18 protein-coding genes and 2 tRNA genes are annotated in these 18,740 nt (G+C 67.4%); 3 read left to right on the top strand and 17 right to left on the bottom strand.

Annotated elements, in window-relative coordinates; genetic code table 11:
* The first annotated feature begins 50 nt into the window (after window positions 1–50).
* Window positions 51–2,105: a M3 family metallopeptidase gene (locus AC2D10_RS01100; protein WP_484709941.1), complete on the top strand. Its 2,055-nt coding sequence runs from the start codon at window positions 51–53 to the stop codon at window positions 2,103–2,105.
* A gap of 57 nt (window positions 2,106–2,162) precedes the next feature.
* Here the strand turns inward: AC2D10_RS01100 and clpX are convergent, their stop codons facing one another.
* From clpX to AC2D10_RS01050, 10 genes are all read right to left on the bottom strand, one after another.
* A complete protein-coding gene (gene clpX / locus AC2D10_RS01095; RefSeq protein WP_484709940.1) occupies window positions 2,163–3,431 on the bottom strand; it encodes an ATP-dependent Clp protease ATP-binding subunit ClpX in 1,269 nt (422 codons plus the stop codon).
* Window positions 3,432–3,587: 156 nt separating this feature from the next.
* Window positions 3,588–4,439: an aldehyde dehydrogenase family protein gene (locus AC2D10_RS01090; RefSeq protein WP_484709939.1), complete on the bottom strand. Its 852-nt coding sequence runs from the start codon at window positions 4,437–4,439 to the stop codon at window positions 3,588–3,590.
* Entirely contained in the window at window positions 4,436–5,878 is a 1,443-nt protein-coding gene (locus AC2D10_RS01085) for an aldehyde dehydrogenase family protein (RefSeq protein ID WP_484709938.1), read from the bottom strand. Before AC2D10_RS01085 ends, AC2D10_RS01090 begins: the two co-directional genes overlap by 4 nt.
* Window positions 5,879–5,888: 10 nt before the next feature.
* On the bottom strand, window positions 5,889–6,857 hold the full coding sequence (gene deoC / locus AC2D10_RS01080; RefSeq protein ID WP_484709937.1) for a deoxyribose-phosphate aldolase: 969 nt from the start codon (window positions 6,855–6,857) through the stop codon (window positions 5,889–5,891).
* A 29-nt stretch (window positions 6,858–6,886) separates the two neighbouring features.
* Window positions 6,887–7,822 carry a sugar-binding transcriptional regulator gene (locus AC2D10_RS01075; protein WP_484709936.1) on the bottom strand — a complete coding sequence of 312 codons (936 nt, stop codon included), beginning with the start codon at window positions 7,820–7,822 and terminating at the stop codon, window positions 6,887–6,889.
* A 151-nt stretch (window positions 7,823–7,973) separates the two neighbouring features.
* Window positions 7,974–8,618 carry an ATP-dependent Clp protease proteolytic subunit gene (locus AC2D10_RS01070; RefSeq protein WP_484709935.1) on the bottom strand — a complete coding sequence of 215 codons (645 nt, stop codon included), beginning with the start codon at window positions 8,616–8,618 and terminating at the stop codon, window positions 7,974–7,976.
* A gap of 20 nt (window positions 8,619–8,638) precedes the next feature.
* Window positions 8,639–9,235 carry an ATP-dependent Clp protease proteolytic subunit gene (locus AC2D10_RS01065; RefSeq protein WP_120776353.1) on the bottom strand — a complete coding sequence of 199 codons (597 nt, stop codon included), beginning with the start codon at window positions 9,233–9,235 and terminating at the stop codon, window positions 8,639–8,641.
* A 79-nt stretch (window positions 9,236–9,314) separates the two neighbouring features.
* Window positions 9,315–9,797: a tetratricopeptide repeat protein gene (locus AC2D10_RS01060; RefSeq protein ID WP_484709934.1), complete on the bottom strand. Its 483-nt coding sequence runs from the start codon at window positions 9,795–9,797 to the stop codon at window positions 9,315–9,317.
* Between the two features lie 73 nt (window positions 9,798–9,870).
* Window positions 9,871–11,385, bottom strand: coding sequence for a trigger factor (tig, locus tag AC2D10_RS01055; RefSeq protein WP_484709933.1), 1,515 nt, complete (start codon window positions 11,383–11,385; stop codon window positions 9,871–9,873).
* Between the two features lie 62 nt (window positions 11,386–11,447).
* Window positions 11,448–11,521 (bottom strand) — tRNA-Pro (locus tag AC2D10_RS01050).
* A gap of 111 nt (window positions 11,522–11,632) precedes the next feature.
* Here AC2D10_RS01050 and AC2D10_RS01045 point away from each other — a divergent pair.
* A tRNA-Gly gene (locus AC2D10_RS01045) sits at window positions 11,633–11,706 on the top strand.
* Window positions 11,707–11,841: 135 nt separating this feature from the next.
* Window positions 11,842–13,053 carry a hypothetical protein gene (locus AC2D10_RS01040; protein ID WP_484709932.1) on the top strand — a complete coding sequence of 404 codons (1,212 nt, stop codon included), beginning with the start codon at window positions 11,842–11,844 and terminating at the stop codon, window positions 13,051–13,053.
* An 87-nt stretch (window positions 13,054–13,140) separates the two neighbouring features.
* Here the strand turns inward: AC2D10_RS01040 and AC2D10_RS01035 are convergent, their stop codons facing one another.
* The 7 genes from AC2D10_RS01035 to whiA form a co-directional block, all read right to left on the bottom strand.
* Complete coding sequence (locus AC2D10_RS01035; protein WP_484709931.1) at window positions 13,141–13,494, bottom strand: RNA polymerase-binding protein RbpA; 354 nt, start codon at window positions 13,492–13,494, stop codon at window positions 13,141–13,143.
* Window positions 13,494–13,742: a preprotein translocase subunit SecG gene (gene secG, locus AC2D10_RS01030; RefSeq protein WP_029261623.1), complete on the bottom strand. Its 249-nt coding sequence runs from the start codon at window positions 13,740–13,742 to the stop codon at window positions 13,494–13,496. Before secG ends, AC2D10_RS01035 begins: the two co-directional genes overlap by 1 nt.
* An 81-nt stretch (window positions 13,743–13,823) precedes the next feature.
* On the bottom strand, window positions 13,824–14,615 hold the full coding sequence (gene tpiA / locus AC2D10_RS01025; RefSeq protein WP_484709930.1) for a triose-phosphate isomerase: 792 nt from the start codon (window positions 14,613–14,615) through the stop codon (window positions 13,824–13,826).
* Window positions 14,606–15,820 carry a phosphoglycerate kinase gene (locus AC2D10_RS01020; protein WP_484709929.1) on the bottom strand — a complete coding sequence of 405 codons (1,215 nt, stop codon included), beginning with the start codon at window positions 15,818–15,820 and terminating at the stop codon, window positions 14,606–14,608. The genes tpiA and AC2D10_RS01020 overlap by 10 nt, the downstream gene beginning before the upstream one ends.
* Before the next feature lie 9 nt (window positions 15,821–15,829).
* Window positions 15,830–16,840, bottom strand: coding sequence for a type I glyceraldehyde-3-phosphate dehydrogenase (gene gap / locus AC2D10_RS01015; protein WP_484709928.1), 1,011 nt, complete (start codon window positions 16,838–16,840; stop codon window positions 15,830–15,832).
* A 101-nt stretch (window positions 16,841–16,941) separates the two neighbouring features.
* Window positions 16,942–17,568, bottom strand: a complete 627-nt coding sequence (locus AC2D10_RS01010; protein WP_484709927.1) for a superoxide dismutase — start codon at window positions 17,566–17,568, stop codon at window positions 16,942–16,944.
* Between the two features lie 185 nt (window positions 17,569–17,753).
* Window positions 17,754–18,731 carry a DNA-binding protein WhiA gene (whiA, locus tag AC2D10_RS01005; RefSeq protein WP_484709926.1) on the bottom strand — a complete coding sequence of 326 codons (978 nt, stop codon included), beginning with the start codon at window positions 18,729–18,731 and terminating at the stop codon, window positions 17,754–17,756.
* Window positions 18,732–18,740 lie beyond the last annotated feature (9 nt).

Here is an 18,740-nt window from a genome sequence, read left to right as displayed (position 1 = left end):
ACCACGTCAGAGTCCGAGAGCCTCAGCTGTGACCTGACTAGGCTCGGACCATGATCACCGACGCCTCGAACCCGCTGCTCCAGCCCTCGGCGCTCCCCTACGGCGTGCCCGACTACGGCGTGATCCGCGCCGAGCACTATCTGCCGGCATTCCGGACGGCGTTCGAGGAGCATCTGCGCGAGATCTCCCGCATCACGATGGTGCGTTCGCGGCCGACGTTCGAGAACACGATCGAGGCGCTGGAGCGATCCGGAGAGCTGCTCGATCGGGTGGCGCACGCGTTCTATACGGTGAGTTCAGCCGATGCCACGCCCGAGATCCAAGCCGTCGACGAGCAGCTGGCGCCCCTGATGGCCGCGCACACCGATGCGGTGACGCTCGACACCGCCCTCTACTGGCGCGTGCAGCAGGTGCATGATCAACTCCACTCCCTCGAGCTCGATGCCGAGCAGCGCTACCTCGTCGAACGACACCATCGCGAGATGACGCATGCGGGCGCCGCACTCGACGACGAGTCGAAGGCGCGCCTGACCCTGCTCAACCAGCAGCTCTCGACGCTGAGCAACACGTTCGAGCGCAATCTGCTGAGCGACACGAACGACCTCGCGGTGGTGTTCGACACCGCGGCGGAACTCGACGGCCTCAGCGCAGGTGAGCTCTCGGCGGCGGCGCGGTCGGCCGCCGATCGCGGTCTCGACGGACGCTACCTCGTGTCCCTCACCCTCTTCACCGGGCATCCGTACCTGGCGCAGCTGCGCGACCGGGAGTCACGTCGGCGCATCATGGCCGCGTCCCGCGCACGCGGGGCCCGCGACAACGCGAACGACAACCGACCGGTGCTGCTCGAGATCGTGCGATTGCGCGCCGAACGCGCGGCACTCCTCGGCTATCCCTCTCACGCCGCCTACGTCACCGCTGACGAGACCGCGGGCAGCCCTGAAGCGGTCGAGGACATGCTGCGCGCTCTGGCCGCTCCCTCCGCTCTCAACGCCCTCACGGAGCAGCACGCCCTCCAGGCGATCGTCGACAGCACCGAGGCTGAGCCGTTCACGATCGAGGCGCATGACTGGTCGTTCTACACCGAGAAGGTGCGCGCGGCGACGTACGACATCGACACCAGTGCGCTGCGTCCCTGGTTCGAGGCTGAACGCGTCCTGCAGGACGGTGTCTTCCACGCCGCCACACGCCTGTACGGAATCACGTTCGCCGAGCGCCCCGACATCCCCTCGTACCACCCCGGAGCACGGGTGTTCGAGGTGAGCAACGCCGACGGCAGTGCGCTCGGGCTCTACATCCTCGATCTGTACACACGCGACTCGAAGCGCGGCGGAGCCTGGATGAACTCGATCGTGAGCCAGTCGCGACTGCGTGGCACAGACCCGGTGGTCGTCAACAACCTCAACGTGCCCCGGCCGGGCGATGGCGAGCCCACGCTGCTGACCCTCGACGAGGTCACGACGCTGTTCCACGAGTTCGGGCATGCGCTGCACGGTCTGTTCGCGACCGTCACCTACCCGCATTTCGCCGGCACCAATGTGTTCCGCGACTTCGTGGAGTTCCCCAGCCAGGTCAATGAGATGTGGATTCTCTGGCCCGAGGTGCTCGACAACTACGCACGGCACCACGAGACGAATGAGCCGCTCGATCCGTCGATCGTCGAGAAGCTGCGTGCGACCGGCACCTTTGATCAGGGGCACGCCACGAGCGAGTATCTGGCCGCGTCCTGGCTCGATCAGGCCTGGCATCGCGTCGGAGCCGGCTCCGACGTCACTGACGTCGCCGCGTTCGAGGCAGCGGCCATCGCCGAGATCGGCCTCGACAACCCCGTCGTGCCCACGCGATACGCGTCGACGTACTTCGCGCACGTGTTCTCCGGCGGCTACAGCGCCGGGTACTACTCGTACATCTGGAGCGAGGTCCTCGACGCCGACACCGTCGAGTGGTTCCGGGAGAACGGTGGTCTGACGCGCGAGAACGGCGATCGGTTCCGCGACCGGCTGCTCGGCGTCGGCGGCTCGAAGGACCCCCTCCAGGCGTACCACGACTTCCGCGGCCGGGTGGCTGAGATCGGGCCGCTGCTGAAGCGCCGCGGCCTCGAGGCTTGACGCGGGCGCGCGGCGGCAACCCCTACTCCGGGGCGGTTACCTCGTCGGAAGAAACCGTCACGCGCTCTTGCGCTTGCGCTCCAGCACGAGTGTGGGAGCGGATCCGTCATCGACGGAGGCGCGCGTGATGATCACCTTGGCGACGTCGTCGGTCGAGGGGATCTCGAACATGATCGGTCCGAGCACGTCTTCCAGGATCGCGCGGAGTCCGCGCGCGCCCGTCTTGCGTTCGACGGCGAGATCGGCGATCGAGCGCAGGGCGTCTTCCTCGAACTCGAGCTGCACACCGTCGATCTCGAACATGCGCTGGTACTGCTTGACGAGCGCGTTGCGCGGACCGGTGAGGATGTCGATGAGAGCGTTCTGATCGAGCGGCGACACCGAGGTGACGACGGGCAGACGCCCGATGAACTCCGGGATCAGTCCGAACTTGTGCAGATCCTCGGGGAGGACCTCGCTGTAGAGGTCGAGGTCCTTGTTCTTGTCGTGCAGAGGAGCGCCGAAGCCGATGCCGTGCTTGCCGATGCGCGACGACACGATGTCCTCGATGCCGGCGAAGGCGCCCGCGACGATGAACAGCACGTTCGAGGTGTCGATCTGCAGGAACTCCTGGTGCGGGTGCTTGCGTCCGCCCTGCGGGGGCACCGAGGCGACGGTGCCCTCGATGATCTTCAGCAGCGCCTGCTGCACGCCCTCGCCCGAGACGTCGCGCGTGATCGACGGGTTCTCCGACTTTCGCGCGATCTTGTCGACCTCGTCGATGTAGATGATGCCCTGCTCCGCGCGCTTGACGTCGTAGTCCGCGGCCTGGATGAGCTTGAGCAGGATGTTCTCGACGTCTTCGCCGACGTAGCCGGCCTCGGTCAGAGCAGTGGCGTCCGCCACGGCGAACGGGACGTTGAGGCGCTTCGCGAGTGTCTGTGCCAGGTAGGTCTTGCCGCACCCGGTGGGACCGATGAGCAGGATGTTGCTCTTGGCGATCTCGACCTCTTCGGCCTTCTGCTCGGCCGACTGCAGGGTGCCGTGCGCACGGATGCGCTTGTAGTGGTTGTACACCGCGACCGAGAGAGCCCGCTTGGCCGGCTCCTGGCCCACCACGTACTCCTCGAGGAACGAGAAGATCTCGCGCGGCTTGGGCAGATCGAAGTCGGCCACACCGTCAGCGGAGGACTCAGCCATTCGCTCCTCGATGATCTCGTTGCACAGCTCGACGCATTCGTCGCAGATGTATACACCGGGGCCAGCGATGAGCTGCTGCACCTGCTTCTGGCTCTTTCCACAGAATGAGCACTTGAACAGGTCAGCGCTTTCACCGATACGGGCCATGCGCGTCCTCCTAGGGGGGATCCAGAGATCGTCATCCGAGCCTAACCTCTGCATCCGACACGAGGACGCATTGGTGCTCACTTGCGCGGAGTGAGTCGCACCCCACCCACGAAGGCCCGGGTCGCGCGACGCGATCCGGGCCTTCGTGGGTGCAGGTCAGACCATGCTCTTGGTGTGCCACACCGTCTTGATCTCGGTGAAGGCGGTGATCCGCTCGGGCGAGGCCACGACGTCACCCGGCGTGAGCACGCGCGTGAGCGTGTCGGCGGCCGCGATCTGCAGATCGACCCAGTCCAGGCCACCCGCGCCGGCGAGGTCGAGCGCGTTGACGTCCTGGTGCGAGGCCAGCCACGGCGCGATCTCGGCCGGTGACCCGGTGAGCACGTTGACGACGCCCCCGGGGACATCGCTGGTCGCGAGGACCTCGGCGAGGCTGATCGACGACAGGGGGTGCCGCTCGCTCGCGACGACCACGACCGTGTTGCCGGCCACAAGCGCCGGCGCGACGACCGAGACCAGACCGAGCAGCGACGAGTCCTGGGGCGCGATGATGGCCACGACACCCGTCGGCTCCGGAACGGAGATGTTGAAGTACGGCCCCGACACGGGGTTGGCGTTGCCCGCGACCTGCGCGTACTTGTCGCACCAGCCCGCATACCAGACCCACAGATCGATCGCCTCGTCGACCTGTGCGGCCGCGGCACCGGTGGAGCCGCCCTCCTGGGCGACGATCTCGTCGATGAACTGCGCGCGACGACCTTCGAGCACCTCAGCGACCCGGTACAGCACCTGCCCGCGGTTGTACGCGGTGGCCCCCGACCAGCCCTTCACGGCACCCCGTGCGGCGACCACGGCGTCGCGGGCGTCCTTGCGTGACGCCTGCGCCGCGTTGGCGAGGAATGCACCCTTGGGCGAGACGACCTCATAGGTGCGGCCGGACTCGCTGCGCGGGAAAGCCCCGCCGATCGCGAGCTTGTAAGTCTTCGGCACGGTCAGTCGCTTGGTCATGACGCAGCCCCCTTCAGGTAGGCGGTGAGCCCCTGTCGTCCGCCCTCGCGGCCGTATCCGGACTCCTTGTATCCGCCGAACGGGCTCGACGGGTCGAATCGGTTGAACGTGTTCGCCCAGACGACGCCGGCGCGCAGCCGGTCGGCCACGGCGAGGATCCGCGAACCCTTGTCGGACCAGATGCCGGCCGACAGCCCGTAGGGGGTGTTGTTGGCCTTGGCGATCGCCTCGGCCGGGGTGCGGAAGGTCAGCACGGAGAGCACAGGCCCGAACACCTCGTCACGCGCGATCCGGTGCGATGCCTCCACACCGGTGAAGATGGTGGGCGCGAACCAGAAGCCCTGGTCGGGGATGACGCAGTCGGCCGTCCAACGCTCCGCGCCCTCGGCCTCGCCGATGTCGCTGAGTTCGCGGATACGGGCCAGCTGTGCCGCCGAGTTGATCGCGCCGATGTCGGTGTTCTTGTCGAGAGGGTCGCCCATCCGAAGGGTCGACAGGCGGCTCTTCAGCCGGTCGACGACCTCGTCGTGGATCGACTCCTGCACGAGCAACCGGCTCCCGGCGCAGCAGACGTGCCCCTGATTGAAGAAGATGCCGTTGACGATGCCTTCGATGGCCTGATCGATGGGGGCGTCGTCGAACACGATGTTCGCCGCCTTGCCTCCGAGCTCCAGAGTCAGCTTCTTCTTGGTGCCGGCCACCGCGCGGGCGATGTCGCGCCCCACGCCGGTGGAACCCGTGAAGGCGACCTTGTCGACGTCCGGGTGACGCACCAGCGAGGCGCCGCTCGCGCCCGCACCGGTGACGATGTTGACCACGCCGGCGGGCAGATCGGCCTGCTGCAGGATCTCGGCGAAGATCAGCGCGGTGAGAGGCGTCGTCTCGGCGGGCTTGAGCACGACCGTGTTGCCGGCGGCGAGAGCGGGCGCAAGCTTCCATGCGAGCATCAGCAGCGGGAAGTTCCAGGGGATGATCTGGCCGGCGACGCCCAGCGCGCGGGGGTTCGCCCCGAGCCCGGCGTGATCGAGCTTGTCGGCCCACCCGGCGTAGTAGAAGAACCACGACGCGACCAGCGGCACGTCGACGTCGCGGCTCTCCTTGATCGGCTTGCCGTTGTCGAGGCTCTCGGCGACGGCGAGCTCACGGGCGCGCTCCTGCACGAGCCGCGCGATGCGGAAGAGGTACTTGCCCCGGTCGCGGCCGCTCATGCGCGACCAGGTCTTCTCGTAGGCGCGACGCGCTGCGGCGACCGCACGGTCGATGTCCTCATCGTTCGCAGACGAGATCTCGGCGATGCGCTTCTCGCTCGCGGGCGAGATGGTGGTGAAGCTCGGCCCGTTGCCGTCGACGAACTCGCCGTCGATGAACAGGCCGTAGCTGTCCTTAAGGTTCAGGACCGCCGTGGACTCGGGGGCCGGTGCGTATTCCAGGAATGACATATGCGGGTTCCTAGTCGATCGTGACGTAGTCGGGGCCGGAGTAGTGGCCGGTGGTGAGCTTCTGGCGCTGGAGGAGCACGTCGTTGAGCAGGCTCGAGGCGCCGAAGCGGAAGAGGTGCGGCTGGAGCCACTCCTCGCCCACGGTCTCGGCGACGGTCACCAGGTACTTGATCGCGTCCTTCGATGAGCGGATGCCGCCGGCCGGCTTGACGCCGATCTTCTCGCCGGTTCCGCGGTGCCAGTCGCGCACCGTCTCGAGCATCAGCAACGTGGTCGGGAGCGTCGCGGCGGGCTGGACCTTGCCGGTGGAGGTCTTGATGAAGTCCCCTCCGGCCAGGATGCCGAGCCACGAGGCGCGCTTGATGTTGTCGTACGTGTTCAGCTCGCCCGTCTCGAGGATCACCTTGAGTGAGGCAGACGATCCGTCCGCGCGTCGGCAGGCCTCCTTGACCTGGGCGATCTGGTCGAAGACCAGTCCGTAGCGCCCCGAGAGGAACGCCCCGCGGTCGATGACCATGTCGATCTCGTCGGCGCCCGCCGCGACGGCCTCGGCCGTGTCTGCCAGCTTGATCGCCAGGGAGGAGCGACCGCTCGGGAACGCGGTGGCGACCGCGGCGACCGAGATCAGCCTGTCGTCGGGATCCCCGTGCAGCGCGCCCAGGGCGGCGACCGCGTCGGGCACCATGTCGCCGTACACGCAGACCGCTGCGACCCGGGGGGTCGACGGGTCCGCGGCATCCGGGTTCTTCGCCTTCGCGACGAGGGATCGCACCTTGCCCGGGGTGTCTGAGCCCTCGAGCGTCGTGAGGTCGATCAGACGGATGATGGTGTCGAGCGCCCATGCCTTCGACGTCGTCTTGATTGAGCGCGTGCCGAGACCGGCAGCGCGCTGCTCGAGTCCGACGGCGTCGACGCCGGGCAGGCCGTGCAGGAATCGACGCAGCGTGGCGTCGTCCGGCTCACCGCCGAGGACATCCACCGCCGTCCTACGGCTGAGTTCTTGGGTCGTCACTGTTCCTCCAACAATGCTCGTGCTGTGGTCTCATCGGTCACCAGAACGCTGCACAGGCCGCTGGCGACCACTGTGCGCGCGATGTCGTGTTTTGCGCGGCCCGCGGTGACGAAGATCGCACGCTGCGCGGCGCGCAGGCGATCCAGTCCGACTCCGACCGTGCGTGCGTCGAGTTGGGCGTCGACGATGTTGCCCTCCGCGTCGACGTAGCGTCCGAGCACATCTCCGACCGCTCCTCGGCGCGCGAGCTCCTCGACGTCGTCGACCGAGAGATAGCCGTTCTCGACGTGCGCCGAGCTCGCATCACTGGGGCCAGCGGTGAACAGGAACGCCTGTGCCTCTGCCGCCTCCTCCAGGATGCCGGCGACGGTGCGGTCCGCCTCGATCGCCTGCTTCGTCTCGACCCGTTCGAGGATCGCGGGGCTGGGGAGCAGGGAGACATGACCGGATGCGCGCTGCGCGATCGTCACGGCCAGACCTGCCGCACCACCCGACCGGCGGTTGAGGCTCACTCCCCCGTTCAGCTGCACGACGGTCACACCGCTCGCCCAGCCGTCAGGCAGCGCCTCAGCGACGGCGCGCAGCGTGCGGCCCCAGCTCACGCCCAGGGTGCGCGGCACCGGGCGCAACGCGGTGAGGTAGTCGGCGGCGGCCTGTGCGACGCGTTCGAGGGTGCCGTCGTCGCCGTCGGGCGAGGGGACCACGACGGCCTCCGCCAGCCCATGGCGCTCGACCAGCTGGCGCTCGAGTCCGAGGCGACGCGCGCGCGGATGCACGATCTCGATACGGACGATGCCCCGCTCGCGCGCTTGGGTGAGCAGCCGGCCCACTTTCCAGCGCGACACCTTGAGGAGGGCACCGATCTCGTCCTGGGTCTTGTCCTCGTCGTAATACAGCTCGGCGATCCGGACCATCAGCAGTTCGTCTTCCACGGCATCCTCCTTCCTCCCCCAGCGTACGACTGATTCCCCTTCCGCGCGGGGAACTGCTCATATGAGCGAAACCCCGGGAAGGTGTGCACATCTGCCGCCGCACGACGAAGGGGCGGCAGTCACGATGACTGCCGCCCCTTCGTGAGGTGGGTTATGAGACGCGCTTGCGCGTCGTGAGCACCTGGTCGACGATCCCGTAGTCGAGCGCCTGCGCGGCCGAGAGGATGTTGTCGCGGTCGATGTCGCGGTTGATCTGCTCGACCGGCTTGCCGGTGTGCTTGGCCATGGTCTCTTCGAGCCAGGTGCGCATGCGGAGGATCTCCGCCGCCTGGATCTCGATGTCGGACGCCTGGCCCTGCCCCGCCTCGCCCATGGCGGGCTGGTGGATGAGCACGCGAGCGTTCGGCAGGGCGAGACGCTTGCCGGGGGCACCAGCGGCGAGCAGCACGGATGCCGCAGACGCTGCCTGGCCCAGCACGACGGTCTGGATCTGCGGCGCGACGTACTGCATCGTGTCGTAGATCGCCGTCATCGCGGTGAACGACCCACCGGGCGAGTTGATGTACATCGTGATGTCGCGCTCGGCGTCCTGGCTCTCGAGAACGAGCAGCTGAGCCATCACGTCATCGGCCGACGCGTCATCGACCTGCACGCCCAGGAAGATCACGCGATCTTCGAAGAGCTTGTTGTACGGGTCCTGACGCTTGAAGCCGTAAGCCGTGCGCTCTTCGAACTGCGGGAGCACGTAGCGGCTGGAGGGCATGGTGCCTGCGGATTGGAAAGTGGGGGTGTACATGGTGTCCTCTCGAATCCGGATTACTCTGCGGCGTCCGCAGTGCCGCCGCCGCCGGTCACGTCGCTGGCGTGCTCGCGGATGTGGTCGACGAAGCCGTACTCGAGCGCCTCATCCGCAGTGAACCAGCGGTCGCGGTCACCGTCTGCGTTGATCTGCTCGACCGACTTGCCGGTCTGGCCGGCGGTGATCTCGGCGAGACGCTTCTTCATCGAGAGGATGAGCTGCGCCTGCGTCTGGATGTCGCTCGACGTGCCACCGAAGCCGCCGTGCGGCTGGTGCAGCAGAACACGCGCGTTCGGCGTGATGTAGCGCTTGCCCTTGGTGCCACTGGTCAGCAGCAGCTGGCCCATCGACGCCGCCATGCCGATTCCCACGGTCACGATGTCGTTCGGGACGAACTGCATCGTGTCGTAGATCGCCATGCCCGCGGTGATGGAACCACCGGGCGAGTTGATGTAGAGGTAGATGTCTTTCTCTGAGTCTTCCGCGGCGAGAAGAAGGATCTTCGCGCAGATCTCGTTGGCGTTCTGGTCACGCACCTCTGAACCAAGCCAGATGATGCGATCCTTCAGCAGCCTGTCGAAGACGCTCGTCGCGACAAGGGGTTCTGCAGCCATTTCAGCTCCTGTTTCCGTGTTCGTGCTTCGAATCTACCGGCGACGACGCGACGCCCAGGCCGTGTTCGCCGTCGGCATATCAGCGTGGCGGGGTGGTGAGTTCCTCGGCGTAGGCGGTCACCGAGCGCGTGTAGCGGGGCAGGTGCGGTGCGAGCGCGGTGAGAGCCACCGCGGCGCCTTCGAGGGCGTCTCCGCGAGATACCAGCGCCAGGGCGAGAAAGGCGGCGGCCGCATCCGCGAACGCTCCCGCTCGTGCGTGCTCCTCGCGCAGCATGTCGACGGCCTCGTCGATCCGTCCGAGGTTGCGCAGTGTGCTCGCCAGCTGGATCACGGCCTGCGGACGATGGTCGTCGTCGAGTCCGGCCGCCAGCGCGGCGCGATACAGGGGCTCGGCCTCCGACTCGAGCCCGGCGGAGTCCCGCGCGCCTGCCCGCTCGAAGAGCGCACGCGCGTCGCCGGTCGGGCGCTCCCCCGCGACCGCGTCGATCTGCACGATGCGCTCGGCGTCGGTCATCGCGTCGTCGGCCCAGACGGCGTCGATCCTGTCTTCCCAGTCGTCCATCGCGTTGTCCTCTCCTGGTGGATGACGAAGGGGCGGATGCCGTAGCACCCGCCCCTTCAGAATCGCTTCGCGATCACTCCGCCGCGTCGGCGTCCTTCTTCGCGGGAGCCTTCTTCGCAGCAGGCTTCTTCGCCGGAGCCTTCTTGGCCGGAGCCTCGTCAGCCGCCTCGGCGTCGTCGGCCTTCTTGGCCGGAGCCTTCTTCGCAGCAGGCTTCTTGGCTGCCGCCTTCTTGGCCGGCTTCTCGTCAACAGCTGCATCGTCGGCAGCAGCGTCGTCAGAACCTGCAGCCTCGTCCGTCTCCGGCTCGTCGTCCGTGACGACGAAGTCCGACAGGTCGACGGACTTGCCGTTGGTGTCGACGACCTTCACCTTGCCGAGCGCGATCGCGAGCGCCTTGTTGCGCGCGACCTCGCCGACGAGAGCCGGAAGCTGGTTGGAGGACTGCAGCGCCTCGACGAACTCCTGGGGAGCCATGCCGTACTGCGATGCCGACTGGATGAGGTACTGGCTGAGCTCCTCCTGCGACACCTGCACGTCCGCCTGCTCGGCGATCGTGTCGAGCAGCACCTGCGTACGGAACTGCTTCTCGCTCGCCTCGGTGACCTCGGCGCGGTGCACGTCGTCCTCGAGGCGGTTCTCGCCCTCGAGGTGCGTGTGCACCTCGTCCTCGATGAGCTTCGGCGGCACGGGGATCTCGATCTGCTCGAGAAGCGCCTCGACGAGCTTGTCGCGTGCGGCCGAGCCCTGCGTGAAGACACCCTGCTGTGCGACCCGCTCGGCGAGGCTCGCGCGCAGCTCGGCGATCGTGTCGAACTCGCTCGCGATCTGCGCGAACTCGTCGTCGGCCTCAGGAAGCTCGCGCTCCTTGACAGCCTTGACGCTCACGGAGACCTCGGCCTCGGAACCGGCGTTGTCGCCGCCGACCAGGGTCGAGCGGAACGTGGTGTCCTCGCCGGCGGTGAGGGACTCGATGGCGTCATCGATGCCCTCGAGCAGCTCGCCGGAGCCGATCTCGTACGAGACGCCCTCGGCGCGGTCGATCTCGGCGCCGTCGATCGTGGCGACCAGGTCGAGGTCGACGAAGTCACCCTTCGCGGCCGGACGGTCGACGGGGATGAGCGTGCCGAAACGGGCGCGCATGTTGTCGAGCTCGGCATCGAGCGCTGCCTCATCGACCTCGACGGCGTCGACCGTCACGGTGATGCCGCTGTAGTCAGGGAGGTCGATCTCGGGGCGGACGTCCACCTCGATGTCGACGAGCAGGTCGCCCGTGAAGTCCTTCTCGTTCGGCCACTGCGTGATGTCGGCGGCCGGACGGCCGACGACGCGCAGCTTGTGCTCGACCGTGGCCTCGCGGAAGAACTTGTCGAGGCCCTCGTTGACGGCGTGCTCGATGACCGCGCCGCGACCGATGCGCTGGTCGATGATCGGAGCCGGGACCTTGCCCTTGCGGAATCCAGGGATCTGGACGTCCTGCGCGATGTGCTCATACGCGTGAGCGATGCTGGGCTTGAGGTCGTCGGGGGTGACCGTGATGCTGAGCTTGACCCGGGTCGGGGTCAGCTTCTCGACGGTGCTGTTCGCCATGCTGGTGTGTTCTCCTTGTGGTCTCCGCGCTGAAACGCGGCTGAAAGGCTTGTCGAGCCGTGTCGGGGCGACAGGAGTTGAACCTGCGACCTCCCGCTCCCAAAGCGGGCGCTCTACCAAGCTGAGCTACGCCCCGGGGAATCCGCACGCAGATTCAGCCCCACCGAGTCTAACGGACAAGAGGCGCCTCGACTGTCCGCTATGCTTGATGAGTCGGTTCCCGAGCCTGTCGATCAGGCTCAGATCCGGGGCTGTAGCTTAGTGGTAAAGCCTTAGTCTTCCAAACTAATGATGCGGGTTCGATTCCCGTCAGCCCCTCCACTCTCGAAGAAGCCCCCGCAGTCTGCGGGGGCTTCTTCTGCGTTCTGGCCATGTTCCGTATCGTCTCTCGTTCTCGGTCGTCGTTAGACTCGTGCCACGGTCGCCGCTGTGCGAACGTGGCCGAGGAGGGACACCGTGACGGAGGTGACTGCTGGCGAGGATCCCCGGCGAGACGCACCCGGGGGGCATCTGCTCCCGGCGCGATTCGCCGAGCACCCGCTTCCCCGGCCCGCCCGACGCAGACGGCCAGGCCTGGTCCTCGGCATCGCGGGCGCCGCTGCGGCTCTCACCGCCGTCGGCGCGCTGCAGCTGACGGCGAATCTCGGCTACGACGACGCGGAGGAGCAGTACCGCGCGTCAGCGGCGACGACCACCGACGTGCGATCGACGGTGGAATCGCAGAATGACGAACTGCTCGCCACCGCCGACGCCGCGACGCTCATCCTCGGCGGTGACAGCGCGGGCTTGATCGACGCCGCCTCCGCTGAGGCGTTGCACGCAGCGAGGACCACCGCGTCCGAGGTGGCCGACCGGGCAGCGGCGACTCTGAGCGAGCATCTCCCCTCTCCGTCCGAGAAGCCGTCCTGGTTCTGGGAGCTCTTCGGTACGTCGGCGGCGCTCCACGAGGAACGCGCAAAAGCCGAAGACCTGTCCGACCGCCTGCGTGATGACGCCGACGACATCATGGACGCCGCTGGAGAGGTTTCGGATACGGGGATCGCCGCGCTCACCGTGGCGGCGTCGAACGCTCGCGCGATGGAACCGGAGCACGCGTGGGCACGGAATGACGCCGTGATCGCTCTTCGGGCGGCCGCGGACGACACGTCCGCCAGCGTGGTGCTCGATGACGCGGCCGTGGGCTCCTTCGCCGAGCTGCAGGCGGCGGCCGCCGCGCTCGTCGAGTCCGAACGCGCCGAACTGACTGAGAAAGCGGGGCCGCTGTACAGCACGCGCCTCGAGGTCGAGGCGTTCGCACGTTCCATCGCCCCCGGTGTGCTCATCGAGTTCGACTGGGCGCCCGTCGTCAACGGGTACGGCGGCAACGGCAGCATGGGCGGATACACGACCTGGTGGTGGGACGAGCCGGGCCGCGCCGTCATCCAACTCTCCGACTCGGTGGCGGAGCAGTGGCCCGCCGACCGAAGCAAGGCCCTGGTCGTCCACGAGGTCGGTCACGCGATCAGCGTGAGATGCGCCGACATGTACGACGCGTCGACGCAGGACAGCATCGAGAAGTGGGCGACGGCCTGGGCGATCAGCATGGGATACACCGACGACGCCAACGGCGTGTGGGCGTATGGGTATCCCCCGCAGAGCTACATCGACGCAGCCGCAGGCTGCCGCTGACCGGACCGGCACCGGACACGCAGCCGACAGACGCAGAAGAGGCCGTCGCGATCACTCGCGGCGGCCTCTTCTGCTGTCAGTCGGACGTCACTGCCCCCGGCGCTCGCGTAGCTGGGTCAGAGCATCGTCGAGAAGCTGGACGGCTTCCTCGTCGGTGCGACGCTCCTTCACGTAGGCGAGATGCGTCTTGTACGGCTCCGCCTTCGCGAGAGCCGGCGGGTTCGCTTTGTCGCGCCCGGCCGGGAGGCCGGACTGCGGGTGATCGATCGTCTCGGGGATCTCGTCTTCGGGGAGACCGGCGGCGAAGTAGCGGGTCGTCTCGTTGCCGAGGCCGTCCCAGTACGTCACCGAGATGCGGTCGGCGTGATACCCGTGGTCCTGCTCCCCCATGGGGCCGGAACCGACACGAGTGCCACGGATTGCATTGCCACCAGTTGCCATCAGATCACCTCAAACTTCGTGATGAGGCCCAGTGCGACGATCGCGACGAACCACGTCAATGCCAGGACGACAGTGAAGCGATTGAGGTTCCGCTCAGCGAGACCGGATGAACCGACCGCCGACGTCATGCCTCCGCCGAACATGTCGGACAGACCGCCGCCGCGTCCCTTGTGCAGGAGGATGAGGAGAGTCAGCAGGACGCTGGTGATACCCAGCACTACCTGCAGGACGAACTCGAGAATTGCCACGAGAAAGAGCCTTTCGATGGGGCAGGAGCGCCCCCGTAACGGTCAAGTATACGGTGCAGCGGGACCGGAGCCCCGCCGCACTCATACGCCGACGTGCTTCTCGAAGCGGATGATCGCAGCGAACTCGTCGACGACGAGACTCGCGCCACCGACCAGTGCGCCGTCGACATCGGGCTCACGCATGTAGCTCGCGATGTTCGCGGCCTTCACCGATCCGCCATAGAGGATGCGCGTGCGGGCAGCAGCATCGTCACCGAGAACCTTCGCGATGACACCGCGCAGCGTGGCGCAGACATCCTGCGCCTGCTGCGGCGTCGCCGCCTGGCCCGAGCCGATCGCCCAGACCGGCTCGTACGCCACGACGATGTCGGCCGAGGCCGAGAGGCCCTGCAGCGCTGCCTCCAGCTGACCCACGGGAACGGCGCTGGCGCCGAACTTCTCGAGGTCCTCCGACGTCTCGCCGACGCAGATCACGGGCACGAGGCTGTGCTTCAGAGCGGCCTGCACCTTCGAAGCCACCACCTCGTCGGACTCCGCGTGGTACTCGCGACGCTCGGAGTGCCCGATGATCACGTACTTCGCATCGAGCTTCGCGAGGAAGGCTCCCGACACCTCACCGGTGTATGCGCCGGAGTCGTGTGCCGACAGATCCTGCGCACCGAGGGCGAACGGGATCTTGTCGGCGTCGATCAGCGTCTGCACGCTGCGGATGTCGGTGAAGGGCGGGAACACCGCGACCTCGACGGATCCGTCTTCGTGCTTGGCATCCTTGAGCGTCCAGTGCAGCTTCTGCACGAACGCGACCGCCTGCAGGTGGTCGAGGTTCATCTTCCAGTTTCCCGCAATCAGCGGGGTACGGTTCTTCATGCCCATCCGAGCACCTCCAGGCCAGGTAGTTTCTTGCCCTCGAGGAACTCGAGGCTTGCGCCGCCACCGGTCGAGATGTGACCGAACTGATCGTCGGTGAACCCGAGCTGTCGCACGGCTGCGGCGGAATCGCCACCGCCGACGACACTGAGTCCGTCGACGTCGGTGAGAGCCTTCGCGACCGTCTTGGTTCCCGCTGCGAATGCAGGGAACTCGAACACGCCCATCGGGCCGTTCCAGAACACGGTCTTCGAACTGCGGATGACCTCGGCGAAGTTCGCCGCCGTCTCCGGACCGATGTCGAGACCGATGCCCGAGGCGCCGAACGCCGTGGATTCGATCGCGTCGGCCGCGGCGATCTCGTGTGCGGCGTCCGCGCTGAACGACTCCGCGACGACGACGTCGGTGGGGAGAACGAGCTCCACGCCGCGCTCCGCCGCCTCGGCGATGTAGCCGCGGACGGTCTCGAGCTGGTCCTCCTCGAGGAGACTCGAGGCCACGGCGTGGCCCTGTGCCTTCAGGAAGGTGAACAGCATGCCGCCTCCGACGAGGATGCGGTCGACGCGAGGCAGGAGGTGCGAAATCACGCCGAGCTTGTCGCTGACCTTCGAGCCGCCCAGGACGACCGCGTACGGACGCTCGGGCTTCTCGGTCAGGCGGTCGAGCACGTCGAGCTCCGCCGCGATCAGCAGGCCTGCGGCGGAGGGCAGCAGCTCGGCGAGCTCGTACACGCTCGCCTGCTTGCGATGCACGACGCCGAAGCCGTCCGACACGAGCACGTCTCCGAGCTGCGCGAGCTGCTCCGCGAACGCGGACCGCTCCGTGGCATCCTTCGACGTCTCCCCCGCGTTGAAGCGCAGGTTCTCGATCACGACGACGCCGCCGTCTTCCAGCGACTCCACGGCATCCGTGGCCGACTCGCCGACCGTGTCGCGCGCGAACGCGACAGGAGAGCCGAGCAGCTCCGACAGCCGCTGAGCGACCGGCTCAAGGCTGTACTGCGGGTCGGGCGCCCCGTCGGGGCGTCCGAGGTGTGAGCACACCACGACGCGGGCGCCCGCGTTGATGAGTGCATTGAGGGTCGGCAACGAGGCGCGGACACGGCCATCGTCCGTGATGATCCCGTCCCGGAGGGGGACATTGAGATCACAACGGACGATGACGCGCTTGCCCTCGAGCGAACCCAGCGAATCCAGGGTGCGCAGAGTCATGTGTCGAGCTCAGAGACGCTCGGCCACGTACTCGGTCAGGTCGACGAGACGGTTGGAGTAGCCCCACTCGTTGTCGTACCAGCTGGAGACCTTGACCAGGTTGCCGCTCACGTTGGTGAGGGTCGAGTCGAAGATCGAGGAGTGCGGGTTGTGCACGATGTCGCTGGAGACGATCTGGTCCTCGTTGTACTGGAGGAAGCCGGCCAGACGACCGTCAGCGGCAGCCTTCTTGTACGCCTCGTTGACCTCTTCGACCGTCAGGTTCTCGCGCTCGGTGATGAGCGTCAGGTCGACGATCGAGCCGGTGGGAACCGGCACGCGGTACGACGAGCCGCTCAGCTTGCCCTGGAGCTCCGGGAGCACCTCGCCGATGGCCTTGGCAGCACCTGTCGACGCCGGCGTGATGTTGATCGCGGCGGCACGTGCACGACGCAGGTCGCTGTGCGGGCCGTCCTGGAGGTTCTGGTCGGCGGTGTAGGCGTGCGCGGTCATCATGAAGCCGCGGTCGATGCCGAACGCGTCGTTGAAGACCTGCGCCAGCGGCGCGAGGCAGTTCGTGGTGCACGACGCGTTGGAGATGATGTGCTGCGTCTCCGGGTTGTACGTGTCCTCGTTCACGCCCATGACGAACGTGCCGTCGACACCGGTACCCGGTGCCGAGATGAGGACCTTCTTCGCACCGGCATCGATGTGCTTGCGCGCGAGGTCGGCCTTCGTGAAGAAGCCGGTCGACTCGATGACGATGTCGACGCCCAGCTCGCCCCACGGGAGGTTGGCGGGGTCGCGCTCCGCGAATGCCTTGATCGTCTTGCCGTTGACGGTGATGCTCTCCTCGTCGAAGCTGATCTCAGCGTCGAGCACACCGCCGACGGAGTCGTACTTCAGCAGGTGGGCAAGGGTCTTGTTGTCGGTGAGGTCGTTGACCGCGACGATCTCAAGGTCTGCTCCCTGCGCGAGGGCCGCGCGGAAGTAGTTGCGTCCGATACGGCCGAAGCCGTTGATACCGATCTTGACAGACACTCAGGTCTCCTGATTCTCGTGCGCGAATGCGCGGTTTCATCTAGACAACGTGGACATCGGCGTCCCGACGGGCGAGCCGTCCGTCGGGACGCCCGTGTTGATTACGACAGTACCAGCAGGCCGTTCGTCTGCTTGCGGGCGATTTCGAGTCGCTGGGCGACGTTCTCCCAGTTCGCGATGTTCCAGGCGGCCTTGACGTAGTCCGCCTTGACGTTCAGGTAGTCGAGGTAGAAGGCGTGCTCCCACATGTCGAGCTGGAACAGCGGGATCGTGCCCTGGGCAGTGTTCGACTGCTGGTCGAAGAGCTGCTGGATGATCAGGCGCGAACCGATCGAGTCCCAGCTGAGCACGGCCCAGCCGGAGCCCTGGATGCCGGTGGCGGCAGCGGTGAAGTGCGCCTGGAACTTCTCGAACGAGCCGAAGTACTCGTCGATCGTGGCCTGGAGCTCGCCCTCGGGCCGGCCCCCGCCGTTCGGGGACAGGTTCGTCCAGAAGATGGAGTGGTTGACGTGACCGCCAAGGTTGAACGCGAGGTCCTTCTCGAGCTTGTTGACGTTGGCCAGGTTGCCGCTGTCGCGCGCCTCGGCGAGCTGCTCGAGAGCGGTGTTCGCGCCGGCGACGTAGGTCGCGTGGTGCTTGTCATGGTGGAGTTCCATGATCTTGCCGCTGATGTGCGGCTCGAGGGCTGCGAAGTCATACGGAAGGTCGGGGAGCGTGTAGGTCGCCATGTCGCTTTCATCCAATCCGCGCCGCGCCGCGGCGCTTGCCGATCCTCTGCCCCGCCGGTGTGCGGTGCAGAGCGGACTTAACTCATCCTAGTGACGACAACCGTCCCGGGCACCGGATCCTTCCCGCCCTTGACAACGGAAGCCGGCCCCCTGGCGGGGACCGGCTTCCGGGATGTCGGGTGCGCTCAGACGTCGAGACCGGCGGGCACCGCCGCCTCGGTTCCGGAGATACCCTCCTGCTGCGCGCGCTTGTCGGCCATGGCGAGAAGACGGCGGATGCGGCCGGCGACGGCGTCTTTCGTGAGGGGCGGATCGGCGTGGTGACCGAGCTCGTCGAGGCTCGCGTCGCGGTGCGCGAGACGCAGTTCGCCCGCCACGCGGAGGTGGTCGGGCACTTCGTCGGCAAGGATCTCGAGAGCACGCTCGACCCGCGCGCACGCAGCCACGGCCGCCTGTGCGGATCGGCGCAGGTTCGCGTCGTCGAAGTTCACGAGGCGGTTGACGCCCGCGCGGACCTCGCGGCGCTGGCGCAACTCCTCCCACGCGACGGCCGTCTTCTGCGCGCCCATCTCGGCGAGCACAGTGCGGATGGCCTCACCCTCGCGGATGACGACGCGGGGCATACCCCGGACCTCGCGAGCCTTCGCGGCGACGCCGAGGCGGTGTGCGGCGCCGACGAGGGCCATCGCCGCCTCCGACGAGGGGCACGCGACTTCGAGCATGGCGGAGCGGCCGGGCTCGCTGAGCGTTCCCGCGGCGAGGAACGCCCCGCGCCACAGTCCTGCGATCTCGGCGCGGGAGCCGGTGGTGAGACGGTTCGGAAGACCCCGTACCGGTCGGCGACGCTGATCGAGCAGGCCGGTCTGGCGCGCGAGGGTCTCCCCCGCGCCGATCACGCGGACCGCCCAGCGGGCGCCCTCGTTCGCGGTGCTCGACTGCACCTGGGCGATCTCGGGGCGAACGCCGTAGATCTCGGCCAGATCGCGCGCGACACGGCGGGCCAGAGTCTCGGCATCGACCTCGGCTTCCACGGCCACACGACCCGCGATGGAGTGCAGACCACCGGCGAACCGCAGGATCGCGGTCACCTCTGCGACGCGCACCGTCGGGGGTGCGTTGCGGATGCTGACGAGCTCAGCCTTGACGTCGGTCGTTAGTGCCACGACACTCCT

Source organism: Microbacterium sp. PI-SA-G, from assembly GCF_057215335.1.
This window is presented reverse-complemented; position numbering and strand designations above follow the sequence as displayed.